Source organism: Clavibacter sp. B3I6, from assembly GCF_030816895.1.
GTDB lineage: Bacteria > Actinomycetota > Actinomycetes > Actinomycetales > Microbacteriaceae > Clavibacter.
The window spans coordinates 16390-30079 of record NZ_JAUSYL010000001.1 but is presented as its reverse complement, the minus strand read 5'-3'; the positions used below and the strand labels follow the sequence as shown (position 1 = coordinate 30079).

The 13690-nt window shown below is 67.2% G+C and carries 11 protein-coding genes, 1 tRNA gene and 1 pseudogene; 3 read left to right on the top strand and 10 right to left on the bottom strand.

What is annotated here, in order from left to right; translation table 11 throughout:
• Positions 1–84 precede the first annotated feature (84 nt).
• Positions 85–1683, top strand: a complete 1599-nt coding sequence (locus QFZ62_RS00125; protein WP_307500753.1) for a hypothetical protein — start codon at positions 85–87, stop codon at positions 1681–1683.
• Between the two features lie 716 nt (positions 1684–2399).
• Here the strand turns inward: QFZ62_RS00125 and QFZ62_RS00120 are convergent.
• The 3 genes from QFZ62_RS00120 to QFZ62_RS00110 form a co-directional block, all read right to left on the bottom strand.
• The gene (locus tag QFZ62_RS00120) at positions 2400–3575 is read right to left on the bottom strand and encodes an SIR2 family protein (RefSeq protein ID WP_307500752.1); all 1176 of its coding nucleotides are present in this window, start codon (positions 3573–3575) and stop codon (positions 2400–2402) included.
• Between the two features lie 168 nt (positions 3576–3743).
• Positions 3744–3817: transfer RNA gene (locus QFZ62_RS00115), tRNA-Pro, on the bottom strand.
• A gap of 84 nt (positions 3818–3901) precedes the next feature.
• Entirely contained in the window at positions 3902–4438 is a 537-nt protein-coding gene (locus tag QFZ62_RS00110; protein ID WP_307500751.1) for a hypothetical protein, read from the bottom strand.
• Between the two features lie 295 nt (positions 4439–4733).
• Here QFZ62_RS00110 and QFZ62_RS00105 point away from each other — a divergent pair, with 295 nt between their 5' ends.
• The gene (locus QFZ62_RS00105) at positions 4734–6056 is read left to right on the top strand and encodes an acyl-CoA dehydrogenase family protein (protein ID WP_307500750.1); all 1323 of its coding nucleotides are present in this window, start codon (positions 4734–4736) and stop codon (positions 6054–6056) included.
• Positions 6057–6203: 147 nt separating this feature from the next.
• Positions 6204–6914, top strand: a complete 711-nt coding sequence (locus QFZ62_RS00100) for a hypothetical protein (RefSeq protein WP_307500749.1) — start codon at positions 6204–6206, stop codon at positions 6912–6914.
• Between the two features lie 106 nt (positions 6915–7020).
• On the opposite strand, the gene der is transcribed toward QFZ62_RS00100, so the two are convergent.
• The 7 genes and pseudogenes from der to QFZ62_RS00065 all read right to left on the bottom strand — a co-directional run bounded on the left by der (position 7021) and on the right by QFZ62_RS00065 (position 13647).
• Positions 7021–8529: a ribosome biogenesis GTPase Der gene (gene der, locus QFZ62_RS00095; protein WP_307500748.1), complete on the bottom strand. Its 1509-nt coding sequence runs from the start codon at positions 8527–8529 to the stop codon at positions 7021–7023.
• Positions 8530–8579: 50 nt separating this feature from the next.
• A pseudogene (gene cmk, locus QFZ62_RS00090) lies at positions 8580–9251 on the bottom strand ((d)CMP kinase); the annotation flags it as partial.
• A gap of 119 nt (positions 9252–9370) precedes the next feature.
• Positions 9371–10489 carry a prephenate dehydrogenase gene (locus QFZ62_RS00085; RefSeq protein WP_307500747.1) on the bottom strand — a complete coding sequence of 373 codons (1119 nt, stop codon included), beginning with the start codon at positions 10487–10489 and terminating at the stop codon, positions 9371–9373.
• Positions 10486–11364 (bottom strand): pseudouridine synthase, encoded by an 879-nt coding sequence (locus QFZ62_RS00080; RefSeq protein ID WP_307500746.1) that lies wholly within the window; start codon positions 11362–11364, stop codon positions 10486–10488. Before QFZ62_RS00080 ends, QFZ62_RS00085 begins: the two co-directional genes overlap by 4 nt.
• The gene (gene scpB / locus QFZ62_RS00075) at positions 11348–11971 is read right to left on the bottom strand and encodes an SMC-Scp complex subunit ScpB (RefSeq protein ID WP_307500745.1); all 624 of its coding nucleotides are present in this window, start codon (positions 11969–11971) and stop codon (positions 11348–11350) included. Before scpB ends, QFZ62_RS00080 begins: the two co-directional genes overlap by 17 nt.
• Positions 11961–12785: a ScpA family protein gene (locus QFZ62_RS00070; protein WP_307500744.1), complete on the bottom strand. Its 825-nt coding sequence runs from the start codon at positions 12783–12785 to the stop codon at positions 11961–11963. Before QFZ62_RS00070 ends, scpB begins: the two co-directional genes overlap by 11 nt.
• A 13-nt stretch (positions 12786–12798) precedes the next feature.
• Positions 12799–13647 (bottom strand): ParA family protein, encoded by an 849-nt coding sequence (locus QFZ62_RS00065; RefSeq protein ID WP_373425965.1) that lies wholly within the window; start codon positions 13645–13647, stop codon positions 12799–12801.
• Positions 13648–13690: the final 43 nt, after the last annotated feature.

Genomic DNA, 13690 nt, shown 5'->3' with positions numbered 1-13690 from the left:
TACGGGGTAGACGGCTTTTGGCAATCCTTGGGGATGCATGTTGCGTCAGAGCGCGCAGGTCGAGCCCTGACAGGCTCAGTGCTAATGAACTGGGTCAAGAGGATTCACATTGAAGAAGGACTTGATCTATTTGAATCCGCGATCCTCTCATCGAATCTTCCCCTCGCCATTCTCGATACCAATGTTATAAATGACTTGTTCCTTCCTACAGACGTTGTACGTGCTCATCGAAAAGAAAGTAGCGAGCTTGAAGCAGACTGGCTCCAGCCGCTGATCACATTCGCCGTCTCAGGAGAAGTGGACAATGAAATAAGCCAAAACAAGAACCAGACTGCACGTCGGCATGTTCGGGCTGCGACGCAGCACCTTACACGATTAAGCACTCTTCGCCCAGATAACCGTAAGGTCGAGGACAACCTACTGGCCGCAACGGCACCTCAGCTACTTAGCAAAGACCCGAGCTTACAAAAGGACGTACTCCACATCGCTGACGCTGTTCATGCGGGCGCCGATTACTTTGTGACAAATGATGGCAACGTAATTACCGCAGCCCGTGGATGGAATCTGGGCGAACATGGCATCCGAATAGTCCGGCCGCATCAGCTCATTGCAGCCCTTAGTCCAACGTCGTTTCTGACGGACTTTCGTTCACACCTTATCGACGACGGCGATCTTGAATGGCGCGACGTCATTGACGTGGAGCCTGAGCTAGAACCGGCATTTCGCGCATACGCCAAGGAGACCAAACCCGAGGTGTTCGCACGACGATTTCGTGAGCTCCTCGCAAAACGGCATTCAACTCAAGTGCAGAAGCTTACAGACTCGCAAGGTGGCTTATGGGCTCTCGCTGCGTGGGAACTAGATGGGCCAACGCTACGACTACTGATGATCCGGGCGGTTCGCGGGGAACGAGGTAGTACAGTCGCGTTCCAGCTACTTCGACATTTTCGACGTGAAGCCTGGGAGCGAGGAGCGACCCGAATAGAAGTTTCTGATCCCGGCGTTACCGATACCCTTGACGCTGCGTTATTAGCCGACGGATTTAGCGCCGCGAATCCGCGTGCTGCGGCCCTCGGCCCTGCTTCAGCAGATGCGTCTGCCCTTACCATCAGCTCGCCTTACGAGATTCGCCTGGCCGAAAGGAATAGATGGCCGCTCGTCGTTCGCAACGCGGGTCTGGACACGTACGTGATACCTATTCAGCCTCGGTGGGCGACTCATCTCCTAGGCTTGAACGACGGACTTATATCGCTTCGGCGACGAGGACTTGGTCTGTCACGCGAGCTTGTTTACTTCTCGGGCACGCGAATTGTTCCCACGAACTTGCCCGCTCGCATTCTGTGGTACGCGACCAGCGATTCGAAGACGGAGCACGTCATTCGCCGAATTGTTGCAAGGTCGCTACTCGTGGAAGCCGTCCGCTTGCCAGTAAATGATGCTTTGACCCGGTTTGGCACGGTCGGCGTTCTCCGTCGATCCGATATTGAGGCCGCAGCCGACAAAACCGGCACTGTCAGTGTTATACGATTTGAAGACACTGAAGTACTCAAACAATCGATCTCGCGTCACGATGAGGTTTTCGTGCGCCATGTAAACGGAAATGTGCAAAGTATGCGGAAGGTTAGCCCTGAGATGTTCGATGACGTGATGAACATTCAGACCGACAAAGGGCCTAGATCGTGAGTTCGATTTTACTACTATCTGTTCGTCCGCGCTTTGCCCAAGGACTACTTACCGGTACAAAGACGGCGGAAGTCCGCCGTCGTTTTCCGGCCGTGCCCGAGGGGATGACGGTTGTCATTTACTCGAGCTCGCCCGAGAAAGCCATACTCGGTACGATGCGCGTAAAAGGCCTAGTGCGCAGTAACGCGGAGGACATTTGGAGAGACTATTCAAGTGCCATTGGCATTGGGCAGGCTGAATTATCCGAATATCTTTCGGGAGCACGAGTGTGTTCTGTTCTTGAGCTCGGAGAGCCGGACGTGTGGGCGCACCCCGTGAGCCTGCCAGATCTTCGACGATATCTTCACGTCGAGCCAGCTCAAAGTTTTCGCTATCTTACTTCTCTACAGCTTTCTCGATTACTGCGTATGTCCGCAGGTGGTCCTGAGCACGCACTTGGTGATGGAACGCTGCCGGTGGCAGCATTAGGATAAAACGATACATTATATGGGACCGCCGAGGCCAGTATATTCGTAACCTACAACGGACTGTGCTTATGCCCTTCGGAGTCAGCGCTGATATGACAACAGCTTCCTATCGTTAGGAACGCCTCGCCGCATAACTATTCACGTATCAAGAATTTGTGATTGGTTTCGGATTTGAGATCTGCTAGGAAGAAGCTTTTGACTCACTCTTTAAACACGCATGGACAAGCACTTAGAAAGTTATAAAAGTAATTACGAAACAAAGGTGGTCCATACCGCTCGATCTTGTACGCCGTCTGCGCCTTCTCGGTCGATAAGCAGCCATTCCTCAGAAGCCCCATCGTCGCGTGACCAACCAAAGGCTTGTTCTATCTCAACCCTCGTAGGTGAATCTCCAAATAAAACAACTAGCACGATCGGAGGGTCAATCGCAAGCCGAAACTTTACTTTCAATTGAGTGTTTACCGGAGCGTCTCGGAAGGAGTACCCGATGATGAGCCAGTGGGCCGCCCGCGAGAGGCCGGCACTGAACGCCTCATATGCCAGGTTAAATGGGTATCTCTCTACGTGCTCAGCTTTGTCTTTTTGATTAGCGAGCACAACAACAGGTCTTACGTTAGTAGTTCGCGCCCGGACTGCCTCCCACTGGTCAGCATCCTCGAGCGACTCCCGGGGCAACTTCGCGAAAATGGTACCGTCCGCTGTTGCCCAAAAGGTAAGAGATCCGTGCATGTGCAGCAGCTGCACCCTACGATTAGTGGGAAAATCCGTAACATCAGCCCGTAGAGCAGGAACAGAAATAGTTCGGTGGTCTTCGACAGTAACCGACACGCTTCTCCAGCCATGCCCCATATCTGCGAGTTCGTCTTGGCAGACAGAAAGCAGGGCAGCCAATAGAAGAGTATCGTAGTTTAGATTGCCAAATGTGACTTTTCCATCAAAGTCGCGTATTATGTCCTTTACGAGGTTACGTAGTTGCACCGACTCGTCTTCATAAGCATGAGAACGCTCTGCAATGACCTGCAGTACGTAGCTTATGCCGTTGTCTCTTACTTGATTTGCAAAGACTGAGACGCGTTTTATAGAACGTCGTAGCTTTCTATCTGAAGGGGATTGCAATTTGGCCAAGGTGCCCAACAGTCCTAAAGTTCGGGACTCAGCACCAAATGCGCCTACAAGCATCTCGAAATCACTGTCACTGGAGACTCCGCGTGGTAGGGCGCGCTCCGCAATTTCTTTCATTGCGGATACCACATCTCCGCCTTCGGCATTTTCGATCCGGCTTAAAACTTCGCTTGTAAGACTTTGGAGGGCAAGCTCGTGATTAAACGCAATTGATAGTCCGTTTCCGACAAGAATCGCGATCGACCGAGCCTCTTGCACCATGTCAACCTCTATCGCCGGTACCAAAGCAGTCGTGCGGACCACGCAGCATCTATTGCTCAGCCATGGAGATCCTCTTGACTGCGCCTGGTAACAATAAGGCTAAATTATCAGTGAGCGCTCTCGCAAGCGAGGCTGCGGCCCCCATAGGGGAGGTGTCGTAAAACGACGAATGCCCCGGCCGGACCCATAGGTCCTTCCGAGGCATGTCCGTCGGGCTGACAGGATTTGAACCTGCGACCCCTTGACCCCCAGTCAAGTGCGCTACCAAGCTGCGCCACAGCCCGCTACCCATCGCTGGGCAACTCGTAGAGCCTACCGCATCAGCGGGACTGCTCCGGCACGCGCGAGCCGCGAGAGCAGCACCCGGATCAGGCGGCCGCGCCACCCGACGGCCGGGCCGAGGACGAGCCGGACGCCGCGCGCCCCACCCGCCCCGGCTTCGGGAACGCCTCCCGCATGTGGTCGCCCCGCAGGATGTCCCCCACCCCGATGAGCAGCAGCGAGAACACGATCTGCTCGACGACCATCCAGAGCGGGTAGAGGCCCGGGATCGCGGCGATCACGAGGGTCACGACGGGGAAGACCTGGCTGAACAGCCGCAGGCGCGAGTATGCCCACCAGTAGCCGGCCGACGCGCGCCAGGCGAAGTAGTAGAGCGTGACGGTCATCGCGAGCACCACGAAGGAGCGGAACCAGACGGCCGGCGCCACGTCGACGCCGTCGGCCGCGAGCATCACGGCGATCGCCACGGCCGCCGCGCCCACGAAGGTCTCGGCGACGAGGATCCACCGGATCCAGCGGAACGCCCGAGCCGTCCACGGGTGGTCGCGCATGTCCTCGGCGATCACGTGGCCCGCCTGGCGACCCGCGGCGATGCGGTCGAGACGGCTGAGCAGCTGGTCCACCGGTGCGATCCTCCACGGTCTCGTGAGCGGGCGTCGGGTGCGCCCGGATCAGGGTACGACGCGACGCCGCGCACCGGCCGGGAACGCGCAGGAGCGCGGGATCGGGACACTTCGGCGGCCCTCCCCTGCCTGGTCGCGCCCGACCGCGGATCCCCGCGTGACACCCCGTGACGCCCCGCGTAGTCACGCGGGGACACCCGCCGTCACACCCCTCGCGGCCCCGGACGACCCGCACCTACCGTGGCCCCACCGCGAGGCGCGGCACCGGTCGCGCCCCTTCACGAGAGGACAGGACATGACCCTGATCGACCGCGAGCCCCGACCCTCATCCGGTTCGGCCGCATCCCCCGGAACCGCGCGATCCGCCGCGGACCGCCCCCGCCCCGCACCCCTCGGCGACGCCCCCGTCGACCGCTGGAAGGGCACCCGGCGCCCCACGACCCCGGCCGCGTGGATCGCCCGCGCCCGGGAGGTCGCCGACATCCTCGCCGTCGACCAGGTCGAGCGCGACCGCGCCGGCGCCAGCCCGCACCAGGAGGTCGCGCTCCTCAAGCACGCCGGCCTCGTCACGCTGCTCGGCCCCGCGGAGCACGGCGGCGGCGGGCAGACCTGGGACACGGCGTACAGGGTGATCCGCGCGGTCGCCCGCGGCGACGGATCCATCGGCCAGCTCCTCGGCTACCACTACCTCTGGGCGTGGGCCGCGCGTCTCGTCGCGACCGATGCGCAGATCGAGGCGGTCGAGAAGCTCGCCACCACCGGGAACCTCCTCTTCGGCGGCGCCGTGAACCCGCGCGACTCCGACCTCGTCATCCGCGAGGACGGCGACGAGCTCGTCTACTCCGGCCGGAAGTCGTTCTCCACGGGCGGCGTCGTCTCGGACCTCACCGTGCTCGAGGGCGTCGTCGAGGGCACGGACACCCACGTCTTCGCGATCGTGCCGACGGACCAGCCGGGCATCGTCTTCGGCCACGACTGGGACAGCCTCGGGCAGCGGCTCACGGAGTCGGGATCGGTGGAGATCCGCGACGTGCGGGTGCCGTGGTCCGACGCGGCCGGCTTCGTCGACAGGGTCTTCCAGCCGCTCACCTACGGCACCCTTAACGTCCCCGCCATCCAGCTCGTGTTCGCGAACTTCTACCAGGGCATCGCGGAGGGCGCGCTCGAGACGGCCGCCGCCTACACGCGGAGCACGACGCGTGCGTGGCCCTACGGCGGCGACGACAAGGAGCGCGCGACCGACGAGTGGTACGTCCTGGAGGGCTACGGGCAGCTGCAGTCGAAGCTCTGGGCGTCGGAGGCGCTGCTGGATGCGGTGGGCGCCGAGATCAGCGCGGTGCTGCACGCGCCCCGCGAGAAGCTCACCGAGCGGAAGCGCGGCGAGATCGCCGTGCGGGTCGCCGCGGCCAAGGCGCGCATCGTCGAGGACGGCCTCGAGGTCGGCACGCGCGTGTTCGAGCTCACGGGCGCTCGCGCGTCGGCGTCGAGCGTCGGGCTCGACGTCTTCTGGCGGAACCTCCGCACCCACAGCCTCCACGACCCGATCGCGTACAAGCGGCGCGAGGTCGGCCGGCACGTGCTCCTCGGCGAGATCCCGGAGCCCACCTGGTACACGTGATCCGCACCGGCCCCACGACGACGGACGGCGCCGACCCCGACAGGGGATCGACGCCGTCCGTCTACGCTTCGAGGACACGAGGCTCCTGAGACAGGGAGCGCGAGCGACCCACTGCACGAGGTGGCATCGGACGAGGGACGTCGACGCATGAACGCATGGCCGCTCGTCCTCCGCCCCGGGGACGAGGTGACGGTCTCGGGCATCGTCGTCACGGACGGCAGGGATCGAGGGTTGCTGCTGGGACCGCTGCACCCCGACCTCCTCCCCGGAGTCATGCTGGACCAGCCCCTGGTCGTGCGGCTGGACGGCGGCGGCGCCGACACGCCCGCGTGGCCGGACGCCGAGGCGCGGCACGCACGCCTGACGGGCGTCTGGACGGGCAGGTCGGTCGCGGTCTCCCGGGCGGTCGACGAGGGTCCCGTCGCACCGGTGGGCACCATGGACCACGGCGATCCCCCGAGCTCCGAGATCACGACGGCCCTGCGGGCGCTCCGCGAGAGGGGCGTGATCGTGGGGGTCCACCTGGAGATCACCGCCGACAGCCGGTCCGCCACCGTCACGGCGACAGACGTGCGGCTGGCGAGGGAGAGGCTGGAGCCGATCTTCGACCACCTGGTCGTGCGCCGTGCGCCGCATTCGACCGCGGAGCTGGTGACGGCGAGCCGGAGGATCACCGCTGTGACCCCCGAGGAGATCCTCGGCTCCGTCGGCGAGTCGACCGACCGCGACGGGGTGTGCCGGTCGACCGCATCCGTGCAGCGGGTGACCCCCGAGATGGCCGTGGCCCTCGAGGACGTGCCCGCCACCGCCCTCGAGCTGACCGTGTTCCTGCAGCCGGCCTCCGCGCCCGGCCGCTGACGCACGACGACGGACGGCGCCGACCCCGACAAGGGATCGACGCCGTCCGTCGTACTGCGAGCCGGAGCCCGCGGGAGCGCGTGCTAGCGCTTCCGCGCCGCGCTCGCTAGCGCTTCCGCTTCTCCCGCACGCGCATGTTGACGATGATCGGGCTGCCCTCGAAGCCGTAGATCTCGCGCAGGCGGCGCTGGATGTAGCGGCGGTACTGCGGGTCGAGGTACCCGGTCGTGAAGAGCACGAATGTCGGCGGACGGCTCGAGGCCTGCGTGCCGAACAGGATGCGCGGCTGCTTGCCGCCGCGCACGGGGTGCGGGTGCGCCGCGGTGAGCTCGGCGAGGAACGCGTTGAACTTGCCCGTCGCGATGCGGGTGTCCCACGACTCCAGCGCCGTCTCGAGCGCCGGCACGAGCTTCTCCATGTGGCGGCCGGTGCGCGCCGAGATGTTGACGCGCGGCGCCCACGACACGTGCGCGAGGTCGGTCTCGATCTCGCGCTCGAGGTAGCGGCGACGCTCGTCGTCGAGGAGGTCCCACTTGTTGAACGCCAGCACGAGCGCGCGGCCCGACTCGAGCACCAGCTCGATGATGCGGATGTCCTGCTCGCTGATGACCTCGGAGACGTCGATCATGACGACCGCGACCTCCGCCTTCTCCAGTGCCGCGCTCGTGCGGAGCGACGCGTAGAAGTCGGCGCCCTGGGCGAGGTGCATGCGGCGGCGGATGCCGGCGGTGTCGACGAAGCGCCACACCTTGCCGGCGATCTCCACCTGCTCGTCGACGGGATCGCGCGTGGTGCCGGCGAGCTCGTTGACGACCACGCGCTCCTCGCCCGCAGCCTTGTTGAGCAGGCTCGACTTGCCGACGTTCGGGCGGCCGAGGATGGCGACGCGGCGGGGACCGCCGACCTCCTCCTTGGCGACCTTGGAGACGAGCGGCAGGGTCTTCAGCACCAGGTCGAGCAGGTCCGCGACGCCGCGGCCGTGCAGCGCGGAGACGGGGTGCGGCTCGCCGAGGCCGAGCGACCACAGCGTGGCGGCGTTCGGCTCCTGGCGCGCGTCGTCGACCTTGTTGGCCGCGAGGATCACCGTCTTCTTGGTCTTGCGGAGCAGGCGGACGACGTGCTCGTCCGTGCTCGTGGCGCCCACGTTCGCGTCGACGACGAAGAGCACGGCGTCGGCGAGGTCCATCGCGATCTCGGCCTGCATGGCCACGGACGCGTTGATGCCCTTGGCGTCGGGCTCCCAGCCGCCGGTGTCCACCAGGGTGAACCAGCGGCCGGCGTACTCGGCCTTGTAGGAGACGCGGTCGCGCGTGACGCCGGGGGTGTCCTCGACGACGGCCTCGCGGCGGCCGAGGATCCGGTTGATGAGCGCCGACTTGCCCACGTTCGGGCGGCCCACGACCGCGAGCACGGGCAGCGCCGGCAGGTACGTGACCTGGTCCGGGTCGTCGGTGGCGGACTCGAGGACCTCCAGGTCCTCGTCCTCCAGCTCGTAGTCCTCGAGCCCTGCGCGGAGCGTCTGCGCGCGCTGCGCGGCCAGCTCCTCGTCGATGCTCGACAGGCGCTCGGAGAGCCCGCTGTCGAGCTCGGGGAAGTCGTCGTCGTGATCAGCCATGTTGTTCCTCTGGCGTGTCGGCCCGTCACCGGGCCGCGCCTCAATCTGTTTCGTGCGTGAACGAGATCGACCACCGCCTGGACGGTCTGGTCGAAGTCGATCTCCGTGGAGTCGATGGTGGTCACACCATCTGCGGCGTTCATGAAATCGACGACCTGCGAGTCGGCCCGATCCCGGGAGGCGAGTGATTCGCCGACCGCGGCGGCCGACTGGTCGGTCGTCTCCGCGGAACGCCTCCTCATCCTAGCTTCCGGGGAGGCCGTCAGCAGAATGCGCACCTGCGCGTCCGGTGCGACGACGGTCGTGATGTCGCGCCCCTCGACCACGATGCCGGGCTTGTCGCTCGATGCCATGAGCGAGCGGAACAGCTCCACCATGTAGTGGCGCACCTCCGGCACGCGGGCCACGCGGCTCACGACGGCGGACACGCGGGGCGTGCGGATGGCCTCCGTGACGTCGGTGCCGCGGACGGTGACGCGCGTCTCGGACGGGTCGATCGCGATGTCGTACTCGAAGCCCTCGATGAGGCTCGTGACCGTCGCGGGGTCCTCGGTGTCGACGCCGCTCTCCAGCGCGAACCAGCTGAGCGCGCGGTACGCGGCGCCCGTGTCCTGGTAGTCGAAGCCGAGGGCGCGCGCGGCAGCGCGGCTCACGCTCGACTTCCCGCTGCCGGCGGGGCCGTCGACGGCGACGACCGTGCGGTTGAGCGTGGCGTCCACCAGCAGGACGTCCTCCAGCGGGTCGGCCCCGGGCGCGTCCGGCGCGAGCGCGTCCGGCGCGGGCGCCTCGCTCGCCTCCGTCCCGGGCACGGTGGTGTCGTCGGCGGGCATGTCTCGTCCGGTCATCCGGCGATCCTCCAGTTCCGTTCGTCGAGCCGCGCGACCAGGCGGTCGCGGGCCTCGGGCAGCACGGCGATCTCGACGAGACCCACCTGCGCGCCCTGCGAGTGCTCGAGGCGCAGGTCCTCGATGCTGACGTCGGCGGCGCCCACGTCGGAGATCAGCGCGGCCAGCTGGCCGGGGCGGTCGTCGATCATCACGGTGATCGCGGCGAAGCGGCGGTCCTGCCCGTGCTTGCCGGGGATGCGGGCGACGCCGGCGTTGCCCGCCTGGATCCGCTCGGCCACCCGGAGCCGGGCGCCCTGCGCGTCGACGTCGTCGAGCGCGTCGATGACCTCGTCGAGGTCGGTGCGCATGGCGCGGAGGATCGGCACGATGCGCGACGCGTTGGCGCCGAGGATCTGCACCCACAGCGACGCGTCGCTCGACGCGATGCGCGTGGTGTCGCGGAGGCCCTGCCCGGACAGGCCGAGGGCGGTGCCGGATCCGTCCGTCAGCCGCGACGCGAGCAGGCTCGCGACGATCTGCGGCACGTGCGACACGAGCGCCACGGAGGCGTCGTGCTCCTCCGCCGTCATCTCGATGGGGACGGCGCCGAGGTCGAGGATCAGCTGCTCGACGGGCGCGCCCGCGGTGTAGCTGATGCCGCCGTGCCCGGCGATGACCCAGGGCCGGCCGAGGAAGAGGTCGCCCGTCGCGGAGACGGGGCCGCCGCGTTCGCGCCCGGCGAGCGGGTGCGACCCGAGGTAGCGGGAGAGGTCGGCGCCCAGGGCGCGCAGCTCCTCGAGCGGGGCGGCCTTCACGCTCGCGACGTCGGTGACGAGCGCGTCCGGGTGCGCGTCCAGCTCGGCCGCGACCACGCGCGCGGTCACGTCCGGCGGCACGCACACCACGACGAGCGACGGGCGGTCGGGCGCGGCGCCGACGTCGGCGATGCGTCCCGCCCCCATGTCGGCGGCGAGGCGGAGCGTGGTCGGCGACGCGTCGGCGAGCACCACGTCGACGCCGCGGGCTCGGAGCCCGAGGGCGATGCTCGTGCCGAGGAGACCTGTGCCGACGATGCGGACGGTCCCCTGCACGCGCGTGTCGGTCGCCTCCGGGGAGGCGGCCTGATCGCTCACTCGCCGTCCTCGCGGTCGACGTCCCCCTGCGCCTCGGCGGCCGCGCCGGCGCCCTGCGGGTTCGCGGGTCCGGCCTGCGCGCGGGCCTCGCGGGAGATGGTGAGGAGCTGGCCGAGCTCGTCGGACGTCAGGTCGCGCACGCGGCCGACCCCGAGGGATCCGAGGTGCAGCGGCCCGAACTGGCGGCGCACGAGCTCCTCCACCGGGTGGCCGACCTCGTCGAGCATGCGGCGGACGATGCGGTTGCGGCCCGAGTGCAGCGTGATCTCCACGAGCGTCTGGTCGCCGCCGCCCGAGAGGATGCGCGCGCGATCCGCCTGGATCGGCCCGTCCTCGAGGTCGACGCCCTGCGTGAGCCGCTGGATCGTCTGCGGCGTGACCCGACCGGTGACCTTGGCGATGTACGTCTTCAGCACGCCGAACGACGGGTGCGCGAGCACGTGCGCGAGGTCGCCGTCGTTGGTGAGGATCAGCAGGCCGCTCGTCTCCGCGTCGAGGCGGCCGACGTTGAACAGGCGCTCCTCGAACTCCTCGGTGAACTCGCGGAGGTCGGGCCGGCCGCGCTCGTCGCGCAGCGAGGAGTAGATGCCGACGGGCTTGTTGAGCATCAGGTAGCGCTTGGAGGTGTCGAGCTGCACGGCCTGGTCGTCGACCGCGACCTCGTCCACGTCCGGGTCGATCCGGCGGCCGGGCTCGGTGACGACCTCGCCGTTCACGGTGACGCGACCGGCGGCGATCATGTCCTCGCAGACGCGGCGGCTGGCGACGCCCGCGGCGGCCATCACCTTCTGCAGGCGGACGCCCTGCACCGGCTCGTCGGCCTGTGCGTTCGAGTGGGGCTGCCAGGCGTGGCTGTTCTCAGTGGAGGGGGTCATGGAAGCCTTCCGCCCCGTCGGGGAGCAACGGGGAGATCGGGGGGAGCTCGTCGAGCGAGTTGATGCCGAGCTGCGTGAGCAGGTGGTCTGTCGTACCGTAATGGATCGCGCCGGTCTCGCCGTCGGTGTAGGCCTCGGTCACGAGGCCCCGCGCGAGCAGCGTCCGCACCACCGAGTCGACGTTCACGGCGCGGATGGCGGCGACCTGGCTGCGGCTGATCGGCTGCTTGTAGGCGATCACCGCGAGCGTCTCGAGGGCCGCCTGCGAGAGGCGGGTGGGGTTCTGGGTGAGCACGTGGTCGCGCACGACCACGTCGTACTCGGGCCGCACGTACACGCGCCAGCCGCCGCCGACCTCGCGCAGCTCGAAGCCGCGGCGCACTCCCCCGGTCCGACCGTCGAAGTCGTCGACGAGGCGCTGGATGGAGCGCCGCACCTCCTTCACGGGCGTCGAGGTGGCGGTCGCGAGCGTCGTGACGCTCTGCGGCTCGTCGGCGACCATGAGCAGCGCCTCGAGCGCGCGGTCGAGGTCGAGCGGGGCGTCGGGCCGGCCGTCGACGGCGCCCGCGTCCACGTCCGCGTCCACGGGATCCGGCTCAGCTGTCATAGCCGGCCCCCAGGCTCGCGAGCGCGTCGTCGGACCAGCTCTCGGCGGTCCAGGTGAGCGTGAGCTCGCCGAGCGCCTCCGGCTGGTCGAACTCGATCGCGGCGACCCGGTACAGCTCGAGAACCGCGAGGAACCGCGCGATCACGACGCCCGTGAGCCCCGCGTCGGCCACGAGCTCGCGGAACGTGACCGGCTCCCCGTCCCGCAGCCGCGCGACGACCACGGCGGCCTGCTCGCGGATGCTCACGAGCGGCGCGTGCAGGTGGTCGAGCCCCACGGTCGGGATCTCGCGCGGCGCGAGCGCGAGCAGCGCGATGGCGGCGAGGTCGGCGGGCGAGGTGGTCCAGACGAGCTCCGGCACCTGCGCGCGGAACCGCTCCTCGAGCGGCACGTCGCGGAAGGCGCGGGTCGACTCGGCGGCGATCCGCTCCTGGAACCACGCGGCCGCCTGCTTGAACGCGCGATACTGCAGCAGCCGCGCGAACAGCAGGTCGCGGGCCTCGAGGAGCGCGACGTCCTCGGCGTCCACCAGCTCCCCCTGCGGCAGGAGGCCGACGAGCTTGAGGTCGAGCAGGGTCGCGGCCACGACGAGGAACGAGCTGGCCTCGTCGAGGTCGTCCGGCCCGTCGAGCCCGCGGATGTGCGCGATGAACTCGTGGGTCACGAGGCTGAGGCTCACCTCGGTGATGTCCATCTCGTGGCTGCCGATGAGCGAGAGCAGCAGGTCGAACGGGCCCTCGAAGTTGCCGATGCTGACGCGGAACGCGCGCTCCGGATCCGTGCCGGTCGGGGCGTCGGGGAGCTCGGGCTCCACCAGGGACGTGCCCCTACGCGACGGCGCCACGCGCGATGAGCTCCCGCGCCACCTTGCGGTACGCGAGCGCGGCCGGGTGCTCGGGCGCGAACTGGATGATGGGCTTGCCCGCCACCGACGCGTCCGGGAACTTCACGGTGCGGCCGATCACGGTCTCGAGCACGCTGTCGTCGAACGCCTCGACCACGCGCTGCAGCACCTCGCGGGAGTGCAGCGTGCGGGAGTCGTACATGGTCGCGAGGATCCCGTCGAGCGCGAGCCCCGGGTTCAGCCGGTCCTTGACCTTCTCGATGGTCTCCACGAGCAGGGCCACGCCGCGGAGCGCGAAGTACTCGCACTCGAGCGGGATCAGCACGCCGTGGCTCGCCGTGAGAGCGTTGACGGTGAGGAGGCCGAGGGACGGCTGGCAGTCGATGAGGATGACGTCGTAGTCGCCGCTCACCTTGCGCAGCACGCTCGCGAGGATCTGCTCGCGCGCCACCTCGTTGACGAGATGCACCTCCGCCGCCGACAGGTCGATGTTGGCCGGGATGATGTCGAGGCCCTCGAAGCCCGTGGTCTGGATGGCCTCGCGCGGGTCCTTCACGGTGCCGAGCAGGAGGTCGTAGACCGTGACGGCGTCGTGGGTCTGCACGCCGAGGCCGGCGGACAGCGCGCCCTGCGGGTCGAAGTCGACGGCCAGCACCCGTCGGCCGTAGCTCGCGAACGCGGCACCGAGGTTGATGGCGGTGGTCGTCTTGCCGACGCCGCCCTTCTGGTTGCAGAGCGAGATGATCTTGGCGGGCCCGTGCGAGGCGAGCGGCTCCGGCTCGGCGAAGTCGCGCAGCTCCCGGCCGGTGGGTCCGAGCACGGGGACGTCCATTCCCGGGAGCTCGGTCACATCTGGCTTGCGCGTCACGTGGGTC

Excerpts from the sequence above, each read along its gene's own strand:
- QFZ62_RS00080 (WP_307500746.1), bottom strand. The coding sequence starts at position 11,364 with ATGACCCCCTCCACTGAGAACAGCCACGCCTGGCAGCCCCACTCGAAC.
- QFZ62_RS00065 (WP_373425965.1), bottom strand. The coding sequence starts at position 13,647 with ATGGACGTCCCCGTGCTCGGACCCACCGGCCGGGAGCTGCGCGACTTC.
- QFZ62_RS00125 (WP_307500753.1), top strand. The coding sequence starts at position 85 with ATGAACTGGGTCAAGAGGATTCACATTGAAGAAGGACTTGATCTATTT.
- der (WP_307500748.1), bottom strand. The coding sequence starts at position 8,529 with ATGGCTGATCACGACGACGACTTCCCCGAGCTCGACAGCGGGCTCTCC.
- QFZ62_RS00105 (WP_307500750.1), top strand. The coding sequence starts at position 4,734 with ATGACCCTGATCGACCGCGAGCCCCGACCCTCATCCGGTTCGGCCGCA.
- scpB (WP_307500745.1), bottom strand. The coding sequence starts at position 11,971 with ATGACAGCTGAGCCGGATCCCGTGGACGCGGACGTGGACGCGGGCGCC.
- QFZ62_RS00100 (WP_307500749.1), top strand. The coding sequence starts at position 6,204 with ATGAACGCATGGCCGCTCGTCCTCCGCCCCGGGGACGAGGTGACGGTC.